The sequence below is a fragment of the Bartonella sp. AA74HLJMH genome (genome assembly GCF_042197045.1).
Classification (GTDB): domain Bacteria; phylum Pseudomonadota; class Alphaproteobacteria; order Rhizobiales; family Rhizobiaceae; genus Bartonella.
The window spans coordinates 38,978-61,798 of record NZ_JBHIRJ010000009.1; the positions used below are offsets into that span (position 1 = coordinate 38,978).

Annotated in this window: 21 protein-coding genes; 13 read left to right on the plus strand and 8 right to left on the minus strand. The window is 38.4% G+C overall.

What is annotated here, in order from left to right; genetic code table 11:
- Positions 1 to 47 precede the first annotated feature (47 nt).
- Positions 48 to 1,793, plus strand: coding sequence for a heparinase II/III family protein (locus tag ACFINH_RS06415; protein ID WP_375612721.1), 1,746 nt, complete (start codon positions 48 to 50; stop codon positions 1,791 to 1,793).
- A gap of 926 nt (positions 1,794 to 2,719) precedes the next feature.
- On the opposite strand, the gene ACFINH_RS06420 is transcribed toward ACFINH_RS06415, so the two are convergent.
- The 3 genes from ACFINH_RS06420 to ACFINH_RS06430 all read right to left on the minus strand — a co-directional run bounded on the left by ACFINH_RS06420 (position 2,720) and on the right by ACFINH_RS06430 (position 6,323).
- The gene (locus tag ACFINH_RS06420) at positions 2,720 to 2,872 is read right to left on the minus strand and encodes a DUF1127 domain-containing protein (RefSeq protein WP_375612720.1); all 153 of its coding nucleotides are present in this window, start codon (positions 2,870 to 2,872) and stop codon (positions 2,720 to 2,722) included.
- Positions 2,873 to 3,217: 345 nt separating this feature from the next.
- Positions 3,218 to 4,837, minus strand: coding sequence for a bifunctional phosphoribosylaminoimidazolecarboxamide formyltransferase/IMP cyclohydrolase (gene purH, locus ACFINH_RS06425; protein ID WP_375632431.1), 1,620 nt, complete (start codon positions 4,835 to 4,837; stop codon positions 3,218 to 3,220).
- Positions 4,838 to 5,540: 703 nt separating this feature from the next.
- The gene (locus tag ACFINH_RS06430; protein ID WP_375632432.1) at positions 5,541 to 6,323 is read right to left on the minus strand and encodes an SURF1 family protein; all 783 of its coding nucleotides are present in this window, start codon (positions 6,321 to 6,323) and stop codon (positions 5,541 to 5,543) included.
- 296 nt (positions 6,324 to 6,619) lie between these two features.
- Between ACFINH_RS06430 and rpmB the strand changes: the two genes are divergently transcribed.
- The 4 genes from rpmB (at position 6,620) to ACFINH_RS06450 (ending at position 10,054) form a co-directional block, all read left to right on the plus strand.
- Positions 6,620 to 6,937, plus strand: coding sequence for a 50S ribosomal protein L28 (rpmB, locus tag ACFINH_RS06435; protein WP_375622115.1), 318 nt, complete (start codon positions 6,620 to 6,622; stop codon positions 6,935 to 6,937).
- A gap of 120 nt (positions 6,938 to 7,057) precedes the next feature.
- A complete protein-coding gene (locus ACFINH_RS06440) occupies positions 7,058 to 7,741 on the plus strand; it encodes a VUT family protein (RefSeq protein WP_375632433.1) in 684 nt (227 codons plus the stop codon).
- 556 nt (positions 7,742 to 8,297) lie between these two features.
- Positions 8,298 to 9,149: a DNA adenine methylase gene (locus ACFINH_RS06445; RefSeq protein ID WP_375620949.1), complete on the plus strand. Its 852-nt coding sequence runs from the start codon at positions 8,298 to 8,300 to the stop codon at positions 9,147 to 9,149.
- 8 nt (positions 9,150 to 9,157) lie between these two features.
- Positions 9,158 to 10,054 (plus strand): HaeIII family restriction endonuclease, encoded by an 897-nt coding sequence (locus ACFINH_RS06450; RefSeq protein WP_375632434.1) that lies wholly within the window; start codon positions 9,158 to 9,160, stop codon positions 10,052 to 10,054.
- A 49-nt stretch (positions 10,055 to 10,103) separates the two neighbouring features.
- Here the strand turns inward: ACFINH_RS06450 and cobT are convergent, their stop codons facing one another.
- The 3 genes from cobT to ACFINH_RS06465 form a co-directional block, all read right to left on the minus strand.
- Positions 10,104 to 11,999, minus strand: coding sequence for a cobaltochelatase subunit CobT (cobT, locus tag ACFINH_RS06455; RefSeq protein ID WP_375632435.1), 1,896 nt, complete (start codon positions 11,997 to 11,999; stop codon positions 10,104 to 10,106).
- 14 nt (positions 12,000 to 12,013) lie between these two features.
- Entirely contained in the window at positions 12,014 to 12,994 is a 981-nt protein-coding gene (gene cobS, locus ACFINH_RS06460) for a cobaltochelatase subunit CobS (protein WP_375612717.1), read from the minus strand.
- A gap of 202 nt (positions 12,995 to 13,196) precedes the next feature.
- Positions 13,197 to 13,817: a J domain-containing protein gene (locus ACFINH_RS06465; RefSeq protein WP_375606021.1), complete on the minus strand. Its 621-nt coding sequence runs from the start codon at positions 13,815 to 13,817 to the stop codon at positions 13,197 to 13,199.
- A gap of 124 nt (positions 13,818 to 13,941) precedes the next feature.
- On the opposite strand from ACFINH_RS06465, the gene ACFINH_RS06470 reads away from it, so the two are divergent.
- Positions 13,942 to 14,214 (plus strand): BolA family protein, encoded by a 273-nt coding sequence (locus ACFINH_RS06470; protein WP_375612716.1) that lies wholly within the window; start codon positions 13,942 to 13,944, stop codon positions 14,212 to 14,214.
- On the opposite strand, the gene ACFINH_RS06475 is transcribed toward ACFINH_RS06470, so the two are convergent.
- Positions 14,211 to 15,200 carry a tyrosine recombinase XerC gene (locus ACFINH_RS06475; RefSeq protein WP_375632436.1) on the minus strand — a complete coding sequence of 330 codons (990 nt, stop codon included), beginning with the start codon at positions 15,198 to 15,200 and terminating at the stop codon, positions 14,211 to 14,213. The two genes, ACFINH_RS06470 and ACFINH_RS06475, sit on opposite strands and share 4 nt — an antisense overlap.
- A gap of 3 nt (positions 15,201 to 15,203) precedes the next feature.
- A complete protein-coding gene (locus tag ACFINH_RS06480; protein WP_375632437.1) occupies positions 15,204 to 16,025 on the minus strand; it encodes a SapC family protein in 822 nt (273 codons plus the stop codon).
- A 132-nt stretch (positions 16,026 to 16,157) separates the two neighbouring features.
- On the opposite strand from ACFINH_RS06480, the gene rimM reads away from it, so the two are divergent.
- From rimM to ACFINH_RS06515, 7 genes are all read left to right on the plus strand, one after another.
- Positions 16,158 to 16,715: a ribosome maturation factor RimM gene (gene rimM / locus ACFINH_RS06485; protein WP_375618306.1), complete on the plus strand. Its 558-nt coding sequence runs from the start codon at positions 16,158 to 16,160 to the stop codon at positions 16,713 to 16,715.
- A gap of 283 nt (positions 16,716 to 16,998) precedes the next feature.
- Positions 16,999 to 17,697 (plus strand): tRNA (guanosine(37)-N1)-methyltransferase TrmD, encoded by a 699-nt coding sequence (gene trmD, locus ACFINH_RS06490; protein ID WP_375612244.1) that lies wholly within the window; start codon positions 16,999 to 17,001, stop codon positions 17,695 to 17,697.
- A 209-nt stretch (positions 17,698 to 17,906) separates the two neighbouring features.
- Entirely contained in the window at positions 17,907 to 18,347 is a 441-nt protein-coding gene (gene rplS / locus ACFINH_RS06495) for a 50S ribosomal protein L19 (protein ID WP_375612245.1), read from the plus strand.
- 495 nt (positions 18,348 to 18,842) lie between these two features.
- Positions 18,843 to 19,244 carry a succinate dehydrogenase, cytochrome b556 subunit gene (gene sdhC, locus ACFINH_RS06500; protein ID WP_375606014.1) on the plus strand — a complete coding sequence of 134 codons (402 nt, stop codon included), beginning with the start codon at positions 18,843 to 18,845 and terminating at the stop codon, positions 19,242 to 19,244.
- Positions 19,245 to 19,262: 18 nt separating this feature from the next.
- Positions 19,263 to 19,649, plus strand: coding sequence for a succinate dehydrogenase, hydrophobic membrane anchor protein (gene sdhD / locus ACFINH_RS06505; RefSeq protein WP_375612246.1), 387 nt, complete (start codon positions 19,263 to 19,265; stop codon positions 19,647 to 19,649).
- Positions 19,650 to 19,655: 6 nt separating this feature from the next.
- Entirely contained in the window at positions 19,656 to 21,500 is a 1,845-nt protein-coding gene (sdhA, locus tag ACFINH_RS06510; protein ID WP_375620955.1) for a succinate dehydrogenase flavoprotein subunit, read from the plus strand.
- A gap of 14 nt (positions 21,501 to 21,514) precedes the next feature.
- The gene (locus ACFINH_RS06515) at positions 21,515 to 22,294 is read left to right on the plus strand and encodes a succinate dehydrogenase iron-sulfur subunit (RefSeq protein WP_254492569.1); all 780 of its coding nucleotides are present in this window, start codon (positions 21,515 to 21,517) and stop codon (positions 22,292 to 22,294) included.
- The last annotated feature ends 527 nt before the right edge of the window (positions 22,295 to 22,821 follow it).

Here is a 22,821-nt window from a genome sequence, read left to right on the forward strand (position 1 = left end):
AAAATGGTCGAAATTGTATTTGATTCAGCATAAATGGAGATGAAATTTTGGCGGTTGCGGTAAAAGCTCCTCAGGTAAAAGTGGCAGCCTGTATCGATACGATACAGAATGTTATGCGGCGTTTATGGGTTGGACCATTGTTTCGTTGGCGATTTTCAGGGTTTCGTCCTCATAAAATTTTAGCGCATCCCATGGATTTGCATGTAGCTGATCCGATGATGGCGCATGAATTTTATCATGGTCGTTTTGCTTTTGCTGGTCACATTGTTCATTCTGGTGCTGTTTCGCCGTTTTCATTGGTTCCACCAACGCTAGAATGGGAAGCGGCTCTACATGATTTTCATTGGTTGCGCCATATGGAGGCAGCAGGAAGTGATTTAGCTTCTGCACATGCACGCTCTCTTTTAGAAGACTGGTTTGACCATGCTGGTAAGAAGGTAAAAGGGCTTGCTTGGAGTGATCCTGTTGTGGCGCGGCGCTTGATTTCATGGATTTGTCATTCGAAAATGTTGTTAGAAGGGGCAAGTGAACGGTTTGAAAAACGCTTTTTACGTGCACTTGGTTTGCAATTTCGTTATTTGCGCGTAACAGTTTGTAGTATGGAGCACAATGATCAACGTTTACAAGCAGCAGTGGCTTTGACATTCGCATCTCTTGCTTTGCCTGTTTCAGCGGCAGTGAAAAAAAAGGTACAAACCACACTTATAGAGGAGCTTTCCCGTCAAATCCTAGTTGATGGTGGGCATATTTCCCGTAGTCCTGTTATTTTGCTGAATTTGTTATCGGATTTATTGTCGTTACGGCATCTTTTTATGCGTAGCAATGAAACAGCACCCCGTATTTTGATTGATTCTGTTGAGCGTATGTTGCCAGCTTTACGATTCTTTATCCATGAGGATCAAACGTTGGCCCATTTTAATGGGGTTGGTCCCCTTGTATCGGAACGGTTATCATCACTTTTGGAGCTTGATGAAACAGGAGGACATCCTTTTAGTTATGCCCGTTATTCAGGATTTCAGCGCTTAAAAGCCAATCAAACAACAGTGCTTGCAGATACAGGAAAGTTTCCACCTCGCTCTGTAGCACAGCAGGCTTGTTCGGGGTGTTTGTCTTTTGAAATGTCTTCACAAGGGCACCGTTTTATTATCAATGCCGGTGTTAATCCTGATGGGCGGGAAGAGTATCGACATTTAGGGCGTGTTACTGCAGCACATTCAACAGCTACGCTTAATGATTGTTCAGTGGGTGCTTTTTATCATAAAAAGAAAAATGGCGCGCCATTTTTGTTTGATGGACCAACAGATGTTCAAGTGTGCCGTATAGAGGATTCAGAGAAGACAGGTTTTATTGCGAGTCATAATGGTTATGTGCGACCCTTTAATCTTATTCATGAGCGTGGTCTTATTTTGGCGACAAATGGAGATACGATCGAAGGTTTTGATCGCTTTTTTATGCCAAATAAAGGGAGAAAGAGACACAAGAGTGTGCAAAATGAACAAAATTATGTTGCTGTTCGGTTTCATCTTCATCCACAAGTTGAAGTTAACTATGATGGCAAACGTGTGTGTTTAGCCGTAAAGAACGAGAACGTGAAGAGTGAACAAATATGGTATTTTATATCGCCTGACGCAGATATTTGTCTTGAAGATTCGATTGATTTTGCAGAATTAACAGGTCCACAACGGACACAACAGATTGTTTTATATTTTCGTCCTGCATTTCAGGAAAAAGTTCGTTGGCGTTTTATCCGTAAAGCGTTTGATAAAAAATTAGAACATTGTTCCAACCCATAGTATATTGCGTTTTATTTTGCGTGTCGCAAAACATTATTGTTTATTGTGGTAATATTCTCAAAATTTGAAGATCATATCAATTTTATACATGAAGAGTTTTGTTAGAGTATGGGTTGGATGTTTTTAGGCAAGGTTTGCTCATAGAATCTCATGAGGTGATGCTAAAAGGGATTGGCTCCAGAAAAAAGGTTTTTTGAAAGACCATTGTTGACAGATGAGTACTAGTTAAGGATTTTGATCCTTTAAAGATATGGAGAGAAAATTAAGCCGTTGCTTATCTTCGATAAGTTTTTAAGTGTGCTGTTGGGATCAATATTTCTCTCTGAGAGAGTTGCATTAATAGGATTACGCTCTTCACGAAAAACAGAGCGCTATTGTATTGTATATTCACGGACTTATTTTAAAGAAAAATCCCTTAACGCTTCCAAGCCTATTTTGCGACGATGCCCGTGATGGGTATAACGGTAAATCCATTAAGCACCCCCCATCTTTATGCTTATGAAGGAGCAGTTCGGCACTATCACACTATTTATCAGTGCCCAATGTTTGTAACAAGCTCTTGGCACTAGAGATAGTTCATAAGAGGCATTTTTAGCCTTTTCTTAATAGCTTTTATCCATACAGCTCCCCCGCTTGTAACGTGCAGGCGAATGGTTTTGGTTGATTCAACATACACAGATTTGAAATGGAAGAATTTTACGGTATTCGGGGTTCTAATTTAATATGAATAACGCTAAATTATTATTACAAATCAAATGTTGTACATCACAGAAGCATTGAAAATTCGAGAAACAATACATAACAATGGCCGAGAAAAATAACTCTTCTGCTCTTTGTTATTATACTAAAAATGAAGTTATAATAACAAACCACAAAATGCGCGCTTTTTTATAGCAAAGCATTCTCTCAAATATCTTAAACAATTTTCATAAAGATCTACGCGAATAACGTCGTGCAATTGAATCAATATCACCTCGACAAATTCCAAGATCGCTGAGTTCATATGTTGAAAGACGACTTAACGCATTAACGGTTCGACGATAACGGCGCCAATTACTATAAAAACGTAGAATATTCATATCCTCTACTCAAACTTTTCATTACACTCTTTAGTTTAAGAATAGAGTATATTACTAAAAAGAGTTGTGTTATAATATCATAGCAGGTATGCATCTAATACAAGATAATGTCCCTTTAACATTTTTCTCATGCGAAAAGTTAACCATTAAAAACATCAACAAGAACATCTTATCCCTAACCAATGGCTAAATTATGTGCATTTTCTGCGGTGATAAACTTCTTCACGTGTAGCTTCTTTGGATTGAATAACTGCTTCCATTTCAACATTTATCAATAGTCATACGATAATTATGAAAAATTCCTTGAAACATTTGTCTCATACGAAAAGAAAAGCAGCAAAATTATTAATGGCGGAAGTGACGTGTTCCTGTAAAAACCATCGCTAACCCCTGTGCATCAGCAGCGGCGATAACTTCTTCATCACGCATGGAGCCTCCTGGTTGAATAACTGCTGTTGCTCCTGCTTCAGCTGCTGCTAATAAACCATCAGAAAAAGGAAAAAATGCATCTGATGCAACAACAGATCCTTTTGTAAGGGGTTCTGTTAAGCCTGCTCTTTGCGCACTTTCTGCTGCTTTACTTGCAGCAATTTTTGCTGAATCGATGCGGCTCATTTGTCCGGCTCCAATTCCAACTGTTGCGCTATTTTTCGCGTACACAATAGCATTTGATTTAACGTGTTTTGCTACACGAAAAGCAAATTGAAGATCACGCATTTCATCTTGAGTTGGTGCCCGCTTTGTCACTACTTGCAATTTAAGATCATCGACTACCACGTTATCACGTGATTGCACTAAAATGCCTCCTGCAAGTGTTTTCGCAAGAAGTCCTCCACAACGTGGATCAGGAACTCCACCTGTAATGAGCAAACGAAGATTTTTTTTCTTGGCAATAATTTCACGTGCCGCCATTGTGGCATCAGGAGCAATAATCACTTCTGTAAAAATTTTAACAATCTCTTCAGCACATTCCTCATCAAGGGTTTGATTTAAAGCAACAATTCCACCAAATGCCGATACATTATCACACATAAGAGCTTTCAAATAAGCTTCTTTCAAATTTTCTCCTTCCGCAACACCACAAGGATTGGCATGTTTAATAAGAGCGACAGCAGCGGTTTTTTGCGGATCAAATTCTGCCACAAGTTCAAAGGCTGCATCTGTATCATTCAGATTGTTATAAGAAAGCGCTTTGCCTTGTAAAAGTTTTGCTGTTGCAATACCAAAACGTTTTTCATTATTGCGATAAAATGCTGCCTGTTGATGTGGATTTTCTCCATAGCGCATAACACTTTCAAGATGACCAGAAAAACTCTGCCACGATGGAGTTTCAATTTCTAAATCCCTTGCAAACCACGATGCTATTGCCGTATCATAAGCAGCGGTGTGTGCATAAGCGCGCATTGCTAGCTGATGACGCATAGATAAGCTTAAACATCCATTATGCTGCTTTAATTCAGCTAGAATCGAATCATAATCTTTTATCGCTGTTACAACACCGGTATAAGCATAATTTTTTGCCGCGGCGCGAATCATCGCCGGTCCACCGATATCAATATTTTCAAGAATCGTTTGCCCATCAGCTCCCGAAAGGATCGTCTCTTCAAAAGGGTAAAGATTCACCACCAAAAGATCAATTCCATGAATGCTGTTCTTTTCCATAGCTTCCCTATGGTTAGGATCTTCTCTTACCCCTAACAAAGCACCATGAATCAAAGGATGGAGTGTTTTTACACGCCCATCCATTATTTCAGGAAATCCGGTAACTTCAGCAACATCTTTTACGGGTAAACCAGCTGCTATGAGGGTTTTTGCTGTTCCTCCTGTTGAAATCAATTCAACATTGTAAGTAGCATGAAGGGCTTGTGCAAAAGCAACCACACCCGTTTTATCAGACACAGAAAAGAGAACACGACGAACCCGATGAAGATCAGGTATGGGAAAATTTTTGGCAACAACACCCATAACAGCAGCCTTAAAAATGAAAGAGTTAAAATTCTAGTAAAACACGCTTATACGTTTATAGCATAAGCCTTTAGCAAAATACACTGAAAGGATAAACTGTCTTTTTAGAATATAGGATGATTCACCTTTTTCTATTATCCTGTAAAAACCTCTCATTTGAGGTGTGGTGATAGGTATAAAAGTCTCATTGAGACATTAAATATTTTTTTGTTGCTTATAACTCAATATCTCATCTTCATAGCAGTTTTGAAACAAAAAATGCATCCGTATGTTCTCTGCTATATTAGCCTTTATACTAGATGAAGGCGAAAGTATTGCATATATCAATTGGAGTAATCTCTGAAATGGGAAATAATCTAATGAAGCAAGAATATAAAATTATAAAGGCAAAAATGAGTGCTCATCTTTCCTATCATTTTTAAATTTAACTTTATATTTTTCAAAAGCGTTTATGACAATTCTTTTTAAGAGTGAAGATAATGCATTTCTTCACATTTTAGGGCATTACATCTTTAATGAATCAACCCTATTTTATGACGATTTTTTGAAAAGTGTCGCGTAAATCTTTTGTGGATGGTATAAAGATCTATTGTATGCCTATGATCTTTATTTAACAAAGGCGCAAGTTGGTAGATTTTATTCTCTTTATCAGTTTTCAAGATTCTAAAAATTTTTGTTACTTGAGATGGAAGAGGTATTTTTTTTAGTTTTTTTGCCGTAGCAGAAAAAGAAAACCTCCTAACACACCAGCAGCTAAAATAAACCACGTGATTGCATAAACGAGATGATTATTTCGAAAATGGATAATCGTAAGACCAACGACGGGAAGTTTTGCTTGTGGAGATGTTTTTCTGGCATCAATGAAATAAGGGGCAACAGTGGACAAACCAAGTTTTTGTGCTATAGCGGGGAGATCGCGCGTATACCATAAATTTTTGTCAGGATTATTTTTACGCGGGAAAAATCCATTTTTTTCACTCATGCGTAATAAACCTATAATCGTTGTTTGTTCTGTGTCTGTGGTAGAATTTTGCTGAGATAAGGCATTTGTATGTGATTGCTCTGTGTTTTGAAAATTGTTACGTTCATCCATGGGGATAAAGCCACGGTTGATAAAGATCAGTGTATTATCAGCAGTTTGTAAAGGAGTCAAAACCCAATAGCCTGTAGTATTTTGAGCGGCAGCAGTGACTAAAATATTTTTATCTGTTAAAAATTTTCCTGTGATAATAACAGGTTGATATTCATATTTTTCAAAAGTAACATCTGACCATTGATTTTTTGGAGGGGCTTTTATGGGGGGTAAATGAATGCGCTGATTGGTACTGGTGATAAGATTTGTTTTCCAGTTTAACCGTTGTACTTGCCATATACCTAATGCACTGAAGAGAAGAAAAAAACAAATACATAAAGTTCCAAATAAAAAAGAAGAAAAACGGCAAGAATTTCCCTGAAGCTTTGTCATGGGGGGGTCTTTTTTGCTCATGATTTGTGCTTCCTTTCGGGACAATAGGCTTTTATTCTAACATGGTATATATTAAAAAAAACATTTTGTACGCGTTTTGGTGGAATTTGCACGCCTTATTGAGGAAAAAGATGAAAAATGAGCCAACAAGAGATGAAAAAGGTTTTATAAAAGACTTGACCTTTTGTTGTCGACCCCCTATTAGAAAGAAACTTCCCAATGATGCCCGTTCAAGGTTGCATTGCGCGTGTTTTGCGTTCATTGTGTCCTTTGGGTATGGGGATTTGAAAGTTTCTTAGAGTTTAAGGATGAAGTTTATGTCTCGTGCATGTGAATTGACAGGGAAGACGGTTCTGTATGGTAATAATGTTAGCCATGCGAATAATAAGACTCGGCGTCGTTTTTTACCAAATCTTTGCAATGTGACATTGATTTCAGAGGTGTTACAGCAAAGTTATCGCTTGCGTATTTCAGCAAGTGCATTGCGTTCTGTTGAGCACCGCGGTGGTCTTGATGGTTTTTTGATTAAAGCAGACGATAAAGAGTTGTCACAACGTGCGCGTTTGTTAAAACGCCAAATCGTTAAGAAAAAAGCTGAGCAAGAAGGTGAGCAGAAGGCTGAACAAGCAGCGTAATTTTCAGCGTTATTGTTTTTGGCTTATTAACGCTTTGATTTCGGTTTTCTGTTCTAGAAGTTAAGTTTTTTGCAGATTGATCGTTTCATTTTATTGGTTCCATATCCCAGGTTAAAAAAAATGTCTTCAAGCGGTCTTTTATTAGAACAGCAAAAGAAAAGGTATGTTGTTTTTTCTATTTTTGCAATGTGCCTTGCTGTCACGGCTTCTAATATTTTAGTTCAATATCCTGTCTATTGGTTTGATTTGAATGCGCTGTTGACTTATGGGGCTTTTACCTATCCATTTGCTTTTCTAATCAATGATTTGACCAATCGTTTTTATGGTCCATCTGCTGCGCGGCGTGTGGTTTATGCTGGTTTTTTTACGGGTGTCTTTGTTTCTTGGATATTGGCGACACCACGGCTTGCACTTGCTTCTAGTTTTGCATTTTTATTTGGGCAACTCCTTGATATTGTTGTTTTTACTCCTTTGCGACGTAAAACATGGTGGAAAGCACCTTTAGCAGCAGCGTTGGTTGGTTCAGCTTTGGATACAGTGCTGTTTTTTGCTCTTGCTTTTTCTAGCTCGTTTGCTGTTCTTGATAAGATAACAGGCTATGCTGATAGTTCACTAGTGGAGAGTACTGTTTTGGGAGGGATAGGCATGCCAGTTTGGCTATCGCTTGCTTTTGGTGATTTTTCGGTAAAAATTATTATGAGCCTGTTTATGTTGATTCCTTATGGAACAATGCTTAATATTGTAAAGCTTCCTCTTTATCAAAGTCCTTCAAAGGATGATTCTTCTTTTGTTTGTAACAAATAATGGTCTTTGTTCTTTTGTTTTGCTAAAGAAGAGGGGAGGGGAGTTCTGTCCTCTAAGGGCAGAATTTAAGCGGATTTATAAGAGGTATTTTGATTCTTTTCTCAAGTTGTATTTATCCATACATCATCTATGCTTACGATGTGTAAGGAAATGGTTTTGACTGATTCAGTATGGGATAAGAGCATCTTATCAGCATTAAAAACAGATAATAAAGCTCTTATAAAGGATCAAAAATGTTTTGTTAAGAGTTGTGATGTCTTACTTATGATTATTTGAGCTATAAGAAACTTGGTTCTTATAAAGGAAAAAACATTTCGATATACATTTGGGTAGTATATAAATAGAAAAATAAATACCAATGGTATCAAGTCTTTTTTGACAGTTTTAAAATTTGGTTATACTGATATTTATCATTATTTTAGTAACAAATGTTTGTGCAGATATGTTAATGAATTTACAATTTGTTATAATGCGATCTCTGTAGAATTTGGCAAACGCTTCGAGTGTTTATTTTAGATAATTGTAGGTTAGAAATGCGATACTTGGAGCTGATAGTATGAATAAAATGATAAATCAAACAGATCATACAGAGGCTTTATTTGATAATTTTGTATTAACTTCCTTGAAAAAACAGAGAGAGACTAGGGAGTTGCCTATTGTAAAATCACCTCTTCGTTATCCGGGAGGGAAAAGTCGTGCTGTTCCTATGATTATTAATAACTATATAAGGAAACAGAAAACTTTATGTTCTCCTTTTGTGGGAGGCGGTTCAATTGAATTAACCTTAGCAAAAAGAGGAACAAGGGTTTATGCTTATGATGCTTTTAAGCCGCTTGTTATTTTTTGGCAGATGCTTTTGAAAGATGCTTCAGCTCTTGCAGAAAAAGTGAGAGAATATGAAGATATGACTCCCGTAATGTTTTATAATCTCCAAAAAACTTTTGGGAATATTAAAAATCAATTAGAGATTGCTGCCGTTTTTTTTGTTCTTAATCGTTCTTCTTTTTCCGGAACGACACTTTCTGGTGGTATGTCTCCAGGACATCCCCGATTCAATTATCGTTCTATTGAACGGCTTAAAGATTTTAAGATTGAAAACTTCATAGTGGAACACAGAGATTTTACAGAAAGTATTCCTAAACACTCTAACGATTTTCTTTATTGTGATCCTCCGTACCTTATTAATCAAAAACTTTACGGTCACAAAGGCGATAAACATAATTCTTTTGATCATCAAGCTCTTGCTGAACTTTTGAGAAAGCGTCAAGGATGGGTTTTATCTTATAATGATTGTGTGGAAGTTAGAGAACTTTATAAAGGACATACAATACTTAATCCTGAATGGACTTACGGTATGGGAAACAATAAAAAATCAAATGAACTCGTAATTTTGAGTAAGGATCTTTAGGAAATTGCATGAATCAGGTAGAAAATGGAAAAGCCTTTGAATATGCTTTGGCTATGGGTTTTAAAAAAGCAACAAAGGCTTCTATAGAGTTTAATTCGTCTTTTCAAATAGCGGAGTCTTTTTATAATTTATTTAATGATACTGAAAAAAGGCTTTTAAATCTTGCTTCTATTGAAGCAGCCGTTTTTTTACAGTTACATGATAAAAATATTAGAAACACGAAAACTATTGTTCTTCAGGAAGATTTTGTTGGGATCAAAGGAGATGTCCGTGATATTATTTTAAAAGTTCCTGAAAATCCTATTGGTATTTCTGCAAAACATAATCATAGCGCTATCAAACATCCTCGCCTTTCCAGTAAAATAGATTTTGGTAAAGAATGGACAGGTTATTCTTGTAGCAGCGTTTATTTCAATGAGGTTAGGCCTATTTTTGATTATTTAGCAGAGCTTAGAGATAAGAAGATGTTCTTTAGAGATATAGAGGATAAAGACAGCAGAGTTTATCTTCCAATCCTAGAAGCTTTTTCTAAAGAACTTCAAAGGCTTTGTTTAGATTATCAAGATAAATTTGTGAAGCTATTGTTTCAGTATGTTATAGGTTCTTATGATTTTTATAAGATTATGATAGATACAAGATCTAAACAAAAACGGGTTATTATTCAGTCTTTTAATTTGAATGGCACTCTAGGATATGGTCGTAAATGGAAAATTCCAAGCAAAATTTTATCCGTTTCACTAAAACCAGAAAGTAAAAACAAACTCATTATAATTTTTGAAGGTGGTTGGAGCATTTCTTTTAGGATTCATAATGCATCCAGTAAAGTAGAAGCTTCCTTAAAGTTCGATATTCAATTTGTGGGATTATCTTCTCAGGTTGTTAGTCATCAAATTCCGATGGTTTAATGATAGAGATAATTTTTTAAAATGTAATCGTTGCTGATTCAAGGCAGGTTTATTTCTTATGAATATGAGTTCTTTTATCACTAAAAAGTATTTCTAATTGTTTTGTTATGGCGTCGGCGAGTTCTTCAGCATTCATAATTGTTACAGCACGTTGATAATAACGTGTGACGTCATGACCAATTCCAATGGCAATGAGTTCGATAGGGGAGTGTGTTTGGATTTCTTGAATCACTGCGCGTAAGTGTTTTTCTAAATAATTGCTGGAGTTGACCGATAGTGTCGAATCGTCAACAGGAGCACCATCAGAAATGACCATGAGGATGCGACGTTGTTCACGCCGTGATAAAAGGCGTTGATGAGCCCAAATCAAAGCTTCTCCGTCGATATTTTCTTTTAATAATCCTTCTTGCATCATTAAACCTAAATTGCGTCGTGCGCGACGCCATGGGGTATCAGCACTTTTATAGATGATATGGCATAAATCATTGAGGCGTCCAGGATTATGGAGTTTGTTTTGGGTAAGCCATTGTTCGCGCGATTTTCCCCCTTTCCAAGTTTTGGTGGTAAAACCTAAAATTTCAACTTTGACACCACAACGTTCAAGAGTTTGTGCCAAAATATCAGCACAACTTGCAGCAACGCTAATGGGGCGTCCGCGCATTGAGCCAGAATTATCAATGAGGAGTGAAACAACTGTGTCCCGAAATTGGGTGTTGCTTTCCATTTTAAAAGAAAGGGGTTGCATGGGGTCAATAATTAGACGTGGAAGCCGTGTTGTATCAAGATATCCTTCTTCAAGGTCAAAGTTCCAGTTGCGATTTTGTTGCGCCATCAAGCGGCGCTGGAGACGGTTTGCTAAACGTCCAACGATGTTTTGGAGATGATTGATTTGCTTATCAAGATAACGGCGTAAGTGATCTAACTCGTTTTCAGAACAAAAATCTGTTGCTTCCAAAATTTCATCAAATTGACGGGTGAAGATTTTATAATTGCCAAGTTTTTGCATTTGTTCCGAATCAGAAAAAAGGTGTTTGGGTTTGCTCGGCTTTTCTTGCCAAGGTCCATTTTTTTGCTCGCCGTCAGCTTGATCATTGTTGTTTGATTGTGTCGCTTGTATTTTTCCATCATCTTGCACATCACTTTCTTGTTCAGTGCTGGTTTGTTCTTCACTTTGAGCGTGTTTTTTGTTTTTACTCTCTTCTTCTCCTTGGTCTTGAGGTTCACACGCATTTTTTAATTTTTTATTGTTTTCACTGTTAGAAGCTTCAGCTTGTTGCACTGTCATTTTGAGTGTAACAAGCATTTGGCGAACAATCTGTGCAAAAGCTTGTTGGTTGTAAATATGATGTGGGAGTTCATTGAGTTCTGCTGCTGCTTTTTGTTCGAGTTCTTTACGCCACAATTCTAAGACAGAACCCGCTTCTCTTGGAGCTGCGCGCTTTGTTATTTTTTCACGCAATAAAAGTGCAATCGCTTCTTGGATGGGGGCTTCACTTTGGTTGCTAATTTTATGATAATGGGCTCTTTTGTATTTATCGGCGAGCATGACATCAAGATTTTTTGCAAGTCCCTCCATGGTTAAAGTACCAATTGCTTCAACACGTGTTTGTTCGAGGGCATCAAAGATAGCACGTGCTTCTGATTCTGGTGGAGAAAATTGCATGTGAATGCGGTTGTCATGCCATGCTTTGCGCAGAGCCATGGAATCACCTAGTCCGCGGGTAATAGTGATGTCTTTATTCGTTGCGTATTGAGGTAATTCTGGTAAACGCGCGCAACTTTCGCTTAAAGATGGTCGGTTATGACTAAAGGAAACTTCAAGGTTGTTTGTGCCTGCAATTGCACGCATACAGGTGGAAAGTGCTTTTTTAAAAGCTTCAGCATTAAGAGTGTTGTTGGAAGAATCTTTTGCCGGATTTTTGTTGTCGCCAATATCGGTAGCCATGAGTGACAGATTCCTTAAGGCGAAACACCATGAATGAGTGATTCGGGAAGCTCTTGTCCAAAGGCGCGTTGATAAAATTCTGCAACAGTGGCACGTTCGAGTTCATCACATTTATTGAGAAAGGTTAATCGGAAGGCAAAGCCGACATCTTGAAAAATTGTTGTATTTTCTGCCCAAGTAATGACGGTACGTGGACTCATGACAGTTGAAAGATCTCCATTGATAAAAGATTGGCGTACCATATCAGCAACATGAACCATTTGTGAAATTGTCTTTTTTCCCTCAGCCGTTTGAAAAGATTTGACCTTTGAACAAATGATATTAACCTCTTTATCATGGGGTAAATAATTGAGTATCGTAACAATAGACCAGCGGTCCATTTGAGCTTGATTGATCTGTTGGGTACCATGATAGAGACCGGTTGTATCACCAAGACCAATGGTGTTTGCCGTTGCAAAAAGACGAAATGCTGGGTGTGGAGAGATGACACGGCTTTGATCAAGTAAGCTTAGTTTTCCAGAGGTTTCAAGAACGCGTTGGATGACAAACATAACATCGGGACGCCCCGCATCATATTCGTCGAAAACAAGAGCAATATTATTTTGATAAGCCCATGGCAAAATGCCCTCTTTAAATTCAGTGATTTGTAAGCCATCTTTTAAAACGATAGCATCTTTTCCTACAAGATCGATACGACTTACATGACTATCGAGATTAATTCGAAGACAAGGCCAGTTAAGACGTGCAGCAACTTGTTCAATATGCGTTGATTTCCCTGTACCGTGATAGCCAGAAACCATTACACGGCGGTTAAAGGTAAAACCTGCGAGAATCGCTAAAGTTGTTTGCTGATCAAAAAGATAATCAGGATCGATATCAGGAACATGGGGACTTTTTGTGCTAAAAGCAGGGACTTTCAGATCTGTTTCAATATGAAATAGATCGCGAGCACAAAGTGTAATATCGGGCAAATTTTCAACGGTAAGATTTGTCATTATGTTTCTGGAAGGGAGAGGACGCTATTTATTCATTAGAAACGATACAAGAGTTAAAGTATTTATGCAATGCTCTATAATGAGAGCCTTAGATATTGAAGAAAGATTTTTTTACGTATTCTATAATGTTTTGCAAAAAAAGTAACATTTTGCGCAAATAATGATGGTCTAAATGAAAATAGACTCATATAAGCGCATGTTTTCAGCACAAACCAGACTTTTTTAGCAAATTGTAAGCATGTAAAACATCACGAAAGCGCTCTTCTGAAGCACGATTACCACCATTGGAATCAGGATGGTGCTTTTTTACCAACTCTTTATATTTCATTTTGATGTCTTCTGCTGAAGCGTTTGCCTGTAGTCCCAGTGTATCAAAAGCTTTTGCTTCTAAGGGCTTTAATTTTCGTGAGAACTTATTGCTTGAATGCTGCCCAGTAAAAAGCGTGAAGGGATCGCGCATGCGATTTTGATAGGCAGCTGTGCCAGAGCGAATCTTTGCATAATTCGCGGCTGTTTTTTTCGATGTACCATTGCTCAGATCTGTAGGCCATGTCGGACGATGTCCTGTGAGAGCATCCTTTTGAAATTTTGCGATATCTTTATTGCTAAGACCAGAGAAGTAATTAAAATTTTTATTATAGGCGCGTACGTGTTCAATACAAAAATATAAATATTGTCCTTCGTGATTTCGACCTGCTGGTGCTTTATGGGACCCTGTTTTTTCACAACCTTCCCACTGACACTGTTGTGCTTCTGGCTCAGCTTTTTGTTTTTTATTTGAGCTTATGCGAATTGAATCGAATAATTTAGATGTTATTGTCATATTATTGGTTTATGCAAAATTGATTAATTTTACAAGAATTGACTTTTGAAAAATTTGTTTTCACACTTATTCTATTATGAAAAAGGTGTATCTTTGCACGTTCATTTTGTTTGAGGAATGAAAAATGTTTATAGAAACAATAATTCAGAGAAAGCTTCAGGATGCTTTTCATCCGCAAAAGCTTGAAGTGATTAACGAAAGTCATCTTCATGAGGGGCATCCTCATAATGAACATGCTTTTGATGGTAAAGGAGAAACACATTTTCGAGTGAAAATTTTATCTTCTTCTTTTTCTAATATGACACGCGTAGAAATACATCGAGCGATTTATAAAGTTTTACAAGAAGAGTTAGCTACTTGTGTTCATGCTTTGGCACTTGAGGTTGAAACACTCTAATTTTTTGATGAGACGTTTTTGGAACGGGGATGGGCCTTTTGATAGATTTTTAACAAATGGTCTGTATCGACGTGGGTATAGATTTGTGTGGTGGAAAGACTAGCGTGCCCAAGAAGTTCTTGAATCGTGCGCAAATCTCCCCCTCGTGATAAAAGATGGGTGGCAAAAGAATGGCGCAGTGTATGAGGCGTTGCAGTTTCTGGTAAACCAAGGCTTGCTCGTAAGTTGCGTACAGTTTTCTGAATAATGGCGGGCTGTAGGGGACCGCCTCGCGCCCCACGAAATATGGGTTGGTTATCCACTAAAGGATATGGGCAACATTTGAGATAATTTTGTACAGCTTCGTAAACAATTTTGATGAGAGGAACAAGGCGTGTTTTGCCGCCTTTTCCTGTTATAAATAAACTTGTTTTTTCAGGATCAGAAAATTGTTCTGGTGTGAGGCTTAAGGCTTCTGATATTCGCATTCCACAGCCATAGAGAAGCATGAGGACAGCAGCATTACGAGCGCTAATCCAAGGTTCATTTTCCAGTTGATTTTCTTGTTTGACTATGTGAAGTGCTGATTTTATCGCTAAAGGTTTTGGGAGCAATTTGGGGTGTTTGGGGCTTCGGATAAGTTGAGCCGCGGGAACATTGACGATTCCTTCACGTGATAAGTATTTGAAAAAAGAACGGATGCCTGCCACCCCTCGGCTTAAAGAGCGCGCACTTACATTGTTTGTACGCCGATAAGCAAGATAAGCACGCAAGTCACTGATGCGTAAATGAGCAAGATCTGTAAGGGTTGGTGTATGGCTTAAGTGTTGACAGAGAAAAGACAAAAATTGCCGCGTATCACGTTCATAGGCTTGCACTGTTTGTGCTGACATACGACGTGTTTGGGTAAGACACTCTAACCAATTTTTCCTTGCGTTTAAAATTGCATGGTCTGCTGGAATAAGAGGAATATTTTCATCTTTTCTCTTGTCGTTTTTGATGGGCATTATCTAGTTGAGAGTTTCTTTCTTTTTAGCTTTTTCATCGTTAGAATGACCATTCTTGTTTTGGGGTTGCTCTTCACGATTGATAAGTTGCTTTTCACCTTTGAGAGAGAGTATTTTCACAAGATTGTGTGTTGACATCAAATGCGCAAAAATTAATCCTAAAAAGCCATTTTTATGAAGTTTGGCAAGTTGGCTTGCTGATAATTTATTCAATTTTTCTTCATCAACAACCCAAAAATGTTCCAATTGCGCTGAGAGACCTTTATCGTTTTTCACATTGATGGATTTTTGGCTTAGAAGATCCATTTCTACAAGAGCATCAATAAACTCAGAGGTTTTCTCCATAGCGATTTTAAAACTTTCAAGAAAGCGAATACGTTCTTCCATAAAAGGAGAAATAGAGCCATCGGAATTAAAAAGTTCTGTTCCTGCAACTTCATTAAACATACCGGACTGTTGATCAAAGCAGACAGAAAGTTCTTTTTCATTGCTAATTTGTGCCAAAACAAAAGGATAGCGACGGACAAAAGCTGGAACATAAGTATTGTTTTTCCAACTTTTATCAGAAGCGATATAGTCATTTTCGTCATTAGAAAGACCGACAAGAGCTGCGGATGTGTAGTGCCGTTTTTTTTGTTCATCTTCGGCGCACATAAATAAAATAGGATAGTCTAGCGCTGCTTGAAAATATTCAGTACTTGCTAAAGGAACCCAATGAGTATCCTTGGCAAAAGACATATCAGTTGGAGGAGCAAATTTTAGATTTTTATGGGAAATTTTGTTGATTGGTGTGATATCTTTGTAAAATAGCATAATATTTGCCATAAGACTTTCTCCTTTATTAATTTGTTTTTTGTTACCAAGAAAGGTCTTTTAGAAGATTGTCTCATATGGCAACAAGATTGAATAGAAAACTATAAGATTGAAGGGTTCATTTTTGAGAGATAATATTTTTGCATGAAGTATAATAAAGAAAAGCTTAAAAATAAAGTCTATCTTGCCATTATTGGTATGCCTCATGGTATAAAAGGAGATGTTTTTGTTAAAATTCTAAGTGCTGAGCCACAGCGTTTCAAGTTTTACAGCACTCTTTATGATGATATGGGGCGTTCTTATGAAATTGTAACTCTTCGCATACAAAAAAATAAGGCGATTGTACGTTTTAAAGGGGTAGAAAATCGTAATGCGGCTGAGTCTTTAAAAGGTATTCGCCTTTATGTGACGCGTGATCAATTAATTGATGATTTGATGGAGGATGAGTTTTATCAAGTCGATTTAATAGGCTTGTGTGTCCAAGATTGTGGGGGGAAAATCTTAGGTGAAGTGTGTGGTTTTTTTAATTTCGGGGCTGGTGATTTGCTTGAAATACGTTTGAATACAGGTAAAAGAGTTCTTATTCCCTTTAGTAAGGCGGCGGTACCAGAAATTTGTATGGATTCTGGTTTTCTTGTTGTTGATCCCATGGCCGCTGGTTTAATTGATGGGGGAGACAATGATAAAAAGGAAATAGCTTGAATCTAAAAATAAAGATGAAGGTAAAAAACAACAGATGAATTTCGTCAATAAAAAGTGGAATGTGTGAAAATATTAAAAATGCTCTTTTGAGCAGATATTGTAAGCGCTTTATCTCGAAATAGTCCTGAATTTTTAGAGTCTTTTTTAGTGCAAGTATTTAGAAGGATCGTATTGAATATGGCGCAGATCAAGAAGACTCAGATTAACGCTATAGCGTTAAAAGTCTTGTTTGTGCTATTTTGCTATTAAGAGTCTGTTTAAGAAAATAAGGATAAGAAATAAAATGAAATTTCAGGCGCGCGTTTTAACCCTTTATCCTGAAATGTTTCCTGGTTTTTTAGGGTATTCTTTAGCAGGGCAAGCTTTAGAGCGTGGAATTTGGTCACTGGAGACGGTACAGATTAGGGATTTTGCTTTAGACAAACACCATAGCGTTGATGATAAACCTGCTGGTGGGGGAGCTGGTATGGTAATGCGGGCGGATGTATTGGCGGCTGCTCTTGATTGCTGTCCACAGGATTCGCCAAGATTGTTGATGAGTCCACGTGGGCGTCCTTTTGACCAAGCTTACGCGCATAGCTTGGCTCGTGATACGGGTGTAACGTTAGTTTGTGGACGTTTTGAAGGGGTTGATGAGCGAGTCATAGAAGCACGAGAATTAGAAGAAGTTTCTATTGGTGATTATATTCTTTCAGGGGGTGAAACAGCTGCATTGGTTATCTTAGATGCTATTATACGTCTTCTGCCTGGAGTGATGGGGAATGCAGCTTCTGCAAGGTGTGAAAGTTTTGAAAATGACTTGCTGGAACATCCGCAATATACCCGCCCTTCTCTTTTCGAAGGGCGGGGTATTCCGCCTGTATTGCTCTCAGGTCATCACAAAGCGATCGCAGATTGGCGTCAAAGCCAAGCCGAATTGTTAACACGTCAACGTCGCCCTGATCTTTATGCGCGTTATAATAAAAATCATCAGAAAACTTGATTCATATGATAAGGTGGTGTATTGCATGGCTCTCTTTTTAGAGAGTTTTTTATAAAAGGTTTTCTGTAGTTCCAAAATTAAAATGAAGGAATGGTGTATTCGCTCCTGTGTAAGACATAGCCTAAAGAGCTCCTTATTCTTAATAAAGGCTTTTTTGGTAAGAGTTGAGCGCTCTGACTGTTCGATAAAGAACATGAAGGATAAAAGAAATGAATATTATCGCACAGCTTGAAGCTGAACAATGTGCAAAAATTGAAGAAAAGCGCCAATTTCCAGCATTTCAGCCAGGAGATACAGTCCGTGTTATGGTGCGTGTGACAGAAGGTACACGGACGCGTGTTCAGGCTTATGAAGGTGTCTGTATTGCGCGTTCAGGCGGTGGGTTGAATGAGACCTTTACAGTACGCAAGATTTCTTATGGCGAAGGGGTGGAGAGGGTATTTCCTGTTTATTCTCCTTTGATTGAAGGTGTTGAGCTGGTGCGCCGTGGTAAAGTGCGCCGTGCAAAACTCTATTATCTACGTGGCTTGAGAGGTAAAGCTGCACGTATCGCTGAAAAGAGAGATTATCGGAAAAAAGCTGAAAAGGTTGTTGAGAAAGTAGAAGCAGCATCTGTCAGCACAGATGTTGAAAAGCAAGTTTCTGAGTAAAGATTATATCGGCTAAACTTTATGCAAAAGCGGCTTTTATGCCGCTTATTTGTGTCTTTCTTGATTCGTTTTGCCTTTTAAAAGGCTTGGAGGGGACATAAAAATGTTTAATCTATCAATTTTTCCTCTTTTTATTCTTAATCATGGGTGCAATTTAAGAGACCATTGCATATATCGTGGATACTCAAAAGGATAAGTTTAATCTGAAAAAATGTCTGTTTATATTTGGAAAAGATTTTAGACCTTTGACGTGAAGATAAAAGTGTATTAGATTAAGGCGAGTTTTGCGGATCATATCCGGGGAGTAATCGGTTTTTTTATGCGTGACCTTTAATCCGTTATTTGAGACAACCGACCTGTAATATCGGTATCTTGAGATGCCAAACAAGTAAAAACGAGAGAGTATGTTTAGTCGTTTTGCGCGAACTTTCTCGTTCATTGCGGTTGCAAAAACCAGGTCAGGATATTTTATGATAAACCAGGTCAGGATATTTTATGATAGAGACAACTAGGATAAAAGAGCGCCCTCGTTCCCCTCATATAAGTATTTATCGTTGGACAATTACTATGGCCATGTCCATTGCACACCGCATTACGGGTATGGCACTTTATGTTGGAACGGTTTTTCTTGCTGTTTGGTTAATTGCTATTGCGTGTGGCGAGGAGACATTTAGAACAGTTTACGAAATTTATAGTTCTTGGTTTGGATTGTGTATTTTGTTTCTTTATACTTTGGCAGGGGTTCATCACATGGTTGGTGGTGTTCGCCACATTGTTTGGGATCTGAAGCCTTGCCTTTTGGCAAAAGAAAAGGCAACAGTCACTGCTTGGGCGACAGTGTTTATTTCTCTTATTGTTACTTTTGCGATTTGGATTATTGGATATACCGTTGTTTAGCTGGGGGTGAAAAGAGACATGAAAAAAGATTTTCGAACGGAACTTGGAAAAGTACGGGGGCGTGGCAGTGCTCATGAAGGAACAGAGCATTTTTGGCTAGAACGTTTGACGGGGTTTATCAATCTACCACTTTTGATATTTTTTATTGTTCTTATTCTTTCGCTTGTGGGAAAGGACTATAGTATTGTGCGTGCAAGACTTGCACATCCTATTGTTGCTATTTTGATGGGATTGATGACTTTTTCGGTCCTTTATCATATGAAACTTGGTATGCAGGTAGTGATTGAAGATTATATTCCACGTGAAGGTTTTCGGATATTCTTTTTGACGTTAAATATTTTATTTTGTTTTCTCATAGGTGGTATCATTATTTTTTCTCTTTTGAAAATTGCATTAGGGGGTTAAACAAGTATGGCGGGTACAGGATCATCTCTGGGTGCTAAAGCAGGTAACGCCCCTTATCGCACTGTAGATCATAAATTTGATGTTGTTGTTGTTGGGGCAGGTGGTGCAGGATTACGTGCGACACTGGGTATGGCAGAACAAGGATTAAAGACAGCTTGTATTACGAAGGTTTTTCCAACGCGCTCACATACGGTTGCAGCACAAGGGGGAATTGCTGCATCGCTTTCAAATATGGGACCTGACAATTGGCAGTGGCATTTATATGATACCGTGAAAGGTTCTGATTGGTTGGGCGATACCGATGCAATGGAATATTTGGTGCGTAATGCTCCTGCTGCTGTGTATGAATTAGAACATTATGGCGTTCCTTTTTCGCGAACGCAAGAAGGCAAAATTTATCAGCGTCCTTTTGGTGGACATACGACACAATTTGGTGAAGGTCCGCCTGTTCAGCGTACTTGCGCAGCAGCTGACCGTACAGGCCATGCCATTTTGCATACGCTTTATGGACAAAGCTTAAAGCATAATGCGCAATTTTTTATTGAATATTTTGCACTCGATCTCATCATGACGGATGGGGTTTGTACGGGGGTTGTGGCATGGAATCTCGATGATGGTACAATACATCGTTTTTCTGCCAAAATGGTTGTTCTTGCAACCGGTGGTTATGGACGGGCTTATTTTTCTGCGACATCGGCGCATACCTGTACGGGTGATGGTGGTGGAATGATCGCACGCGCTGGATTGCCACTTCAGGATATGGAGTTTGTGCAATTCCATCCGACAGGGATTTACGGTTCTGGCTGCTTAATTACAGAAGGAGCTCGTGGTGAAGGAGGCTATTTAATCAATTCTGAAGGTGAACGCTTTATGGAGCGTTATGCACCTTCCTTTAAGGATTTGGCTTCACGTGACTTGGTTTCGCGTTGTATCACACTTGAAATTCGTGAAGGGCGTGGCGTTGGACCTAAGAAGGATCATATTCATTTGGTTCTCAATCATATTGATCCTGCAATCTTGCATGAGCGTTTACCAGGGATTTCAGAATCAGCACGGATATTTGCAGGGGTGGATGTAACAAAAGAGCCTATCCCCATCTTGCCAACGGTTCATTATAATATGGGTGGGATTCCTACCAATTACTACGGGGAAGTTCTCAATCCAACGGCTGATTCGCCTGATCGTATTCAACCAGGGCTGATGGCGGTAGGAGAAGCAGGATGTGCTTCTGTTCATGGTGCTAACCGCTTGGGGTCAAATTCATTAATTGATCTTGTGGTGTTTGGTCGTGCTGCTGCCATTCGCGCGGGTGAAGTTATTGATCGGAATGCAGAAATTCCACCCATCAATGAAGAAGCTGTTGACGAAATTATAGCGCGTTTTGATCGTTTACGTTTTGCACAAGGGGCAATACCAACAGCTGTATTGCGTGAAAAAATGCAACGCACGATGCAAGAAGACGCAGCAGTCTTCCGTACAGAAGATTCTTTGAAACAGGGATGTCAACGGATGAATAAAATCTGGGGGGAATTGTCGGATCTCAAAGTCACAGATCGTTCTCTGATATGGAATTCTGATTTGGTTGAAACATTAGAGCTTGAAAATCTTATGGCGAATGCAATCATGACTGTTCATTCTGCCGAAGCACGTTCAGAAAGCCGTGGCGCTCACGCTCGTGAAGATTATCCAGAGCGTGATGATAAAAACTGGCGTAAACATACGATTTCACATTTGTCAAAAGAGGGTAAGGTGACATTATCATATCGACCTGTCCATGTGGACCCGTTAACATCTGAAGCTGATGGTGGGATCGATTTAAAGCGCATTGCACCTAAAAAACGGGTTTATTAAGGGGAGAATGAAATATGGTACAAATTAAGCTTCCCAAAAATTCTCAAGTAAAACCGGGAAAGGTTTGGCCTAAACCTGAAGGTGCTACAAAGCTGACGGAATTTCACGTGTATCGTTGGTCGCCTGATGATGAGAAAAATCCTCATTTAGATACTTATTATGTGGATCGTTCTGCTTGTGGTCCTATGATTCTTGATGGGCTTTTGTTTATTAAAAACCATATTGATCCAACTTTGACACTTCGTCGATCATGCCGTGAAGGCATCTGTGGTTCATGTGCTATGAATATTGATGGAACCAATACATTAGCTTGTACCAAAGGGATGGATGATGTAAAACATCCCATTAAGGTCTATCCGTTGCCTTCCATGCCGGTTGTTAAAGATTTGGTTCCTGATTTAAAGCGTTTTTATGCACAACACCGAGTCATTGAGCCTTGGTTGCAAACAGTTTCTCCTGAACCTGCAAAAGAATGGTTACAAAGTCACTCCGATCGCCAAAAAATCGATGGCCTTTATGAATGTATTTTGTGTGCGTGTTGTCAGACTTCATGTCCAAGTTATTGGTGGAACGGTGATCGTTATTTGGGGCCCGCTGTTTTGCTTCAAGCTTATCGCTGGATTGCGGATTCACGTGATGAGATGTGTGGTGAACGTCTTGATAATTTAGAAGATCCTTTCCGCCTTTATCGTTGCCATACGATTATGAATTGTGCGCAAACTTGTCCAAAGGGATTAAATCCAGCGAAAGCGATTGCTGAAATTAAAAAACTCATGGTTGAACGCCGCCTTTGAAAATTTACTGATTGATCAAAATAAAGCGCAAGGTGGGAAATTGTATCTCCTTTTAGCAATTAAATCTCTAAAAGAAGATCGGCTGCTTATGGGGGCGCAGTAGCTATAATCATTCTAAAAGCGAAGTAATCTCTAAAAATTAAGCAATCCTTGTAGAAGCAATCCTTGCAATGGCTGAGCAGAAAACTCATAGTTGAATATTATCTTTGAAATTTGACCGATTAACGAACAGTAAAAAGAAAAATAGAAAATTGTGCGTGTTTTTGTGCCTCTTTGAGGCTTAATCTCTAAAAATTTATTGGCTTCTATGAGGCGGTTAGTATAGTTATTATTGCCTTTAAAAAGGCATTAGTCTTTCGAGTAAACTATACTTTAAATAGCGTTCTATGTAAAAACAATAAAATCAATATGCCATGTGTTTTTATTTTTATTAAATTCGCATCATAATTTATACTTTGATGCAGATTTAAGTAATCATTTTTTATAAAAAATGATTACTCTGTATAAATATAGCACAAAAATAAATG

Coding starts and splice junctions, on each gene's coding strand:
- ACFINH_RS06420 (WP_375612720.1), bottom strand. CDS start 2,872: ATGAATATTCTACGTTTTTATAGTAATTGGCGCCGTTATCGTCGAACC.
- purH (WP_375632431.1), bottom strand. CDS start 4,837: ATGGGTGTTGTTGCCAAAAATTTTCCCATACCTGATCTTCATCGGGTT.
- ACFINH_RS06430 (WP_375632432.1), bottom strand. CDS start 6,323: ATGAGCAAAAAAGACCCCCCCATGACAAAGCTTCAGGGAAATTCTTGC.
- rpmB (WP_375622115.1), top strand. CDS start 6,620: ATGTCTCGTGCATGTGAATTGACAGGGAAGACGGTTCTGTATGGTAAT.
- ACFINH_RS06440 (WP_375632433.1), top strand. CDS start 7,058: ATGTCTTCAAGCGGTCTTTTATTAGAACAGCAAAAGAAAAGGTATGTT.
- ACFINH_RS06445 (WP_375620949.1), top strand. CDS start 8,298: ATGAATAAAATGATAAATCAAACAGATCATACAGAGGCTTTATTTGAT.
- ACFINH_RS06450 (WP_375632434.1), top strand. CDS start 9,158: ATGAATCAGGTAGAAAATGGAAAAGCCTTTGAATATGCTTTGGCTATG.
- cobT (WP_375632435.1), bottom strand. CDS start 11,999: ATGGCTACCGATATTGGCGACAACAAAAATCCGGCAAAAGATTCTTCC.
- cobS (WP_375612717.1), bottom strand. CDS start 12,994: ATGACAAATCTTACCGTTGAAAATTTGCCCGATATTACACTTTGTGCT.
- ACFINH_RS06465 (WP_375606021.1), bottom strand. CDS start 13,817: ATGACAATAACATCTAAATTATTCGATTCAATTCGCATAAGCTCAAAT.
- ACFINH_RS06470 (WP_375612716.1), top strand. CDS start 13,942: ATGTTTATAGAAACAATAATTCAGAGAAAGCTTCAGGATGCTTTTCAT.
- ACFINH_RS06475 (WP_375632436.1), bottom strand. CDS start 15,200: ATGCCCATCAAAAACGACAAGAGAAAAGATGAAAATATTCCTCTTATT.
- ACFINH_RS06480 (WP_375632437.1), bottom strand. CDS start 16,025: ATGGCAAATATTATGCTATTTTACAAAGATATCACACCAATCAACAAA.
- rimM (WP_375618306.1), top strand. CDS start 16,158: ATGAAGTATAATAAAGAAAAGCTTAAAAATAAAGTCTATCTTGCCATT.
- trmD (WP_375612244.1), top strand. CDS start 16,999: ATGAAATTTCAGGCGCGCGTTTTAACCCTTTATCCTGAAATGTTTCCT.
- rplS (WP_375612245.1), top strand. CDS start 17,907: ATGAATATTATCGCACAGCTTGAAGCTGAACAATGTGCAAAAATTGAA.
- sdhC (WP_375606014.1), top strand. CDS start 18,843: ATGATAGAGACAACTAGGATAAAAGAGCGCCCTCGTTCCCCTCATATA.
- sdhD (WP_375612246.1), top strand. CDS start 19,263: ATGAAAAAAGATTTTCGAACGGAACTTGGAAAAGTACGGGGGCGTGGC.
- sdhA (WP_375620955.1), top strand. CDS start 19,656: ATGGCGGGTACAGGATCATCTCTGGGTGCTAAAGCAGGTAACGCCCCT.
- ACFINH_RS06515 (WP_254492569.1), top strand. CDS start 21,515: ATGGTACAAATTAAGCTTCCCAAAAATTCTCAAGTAAAACCGGGAAAG.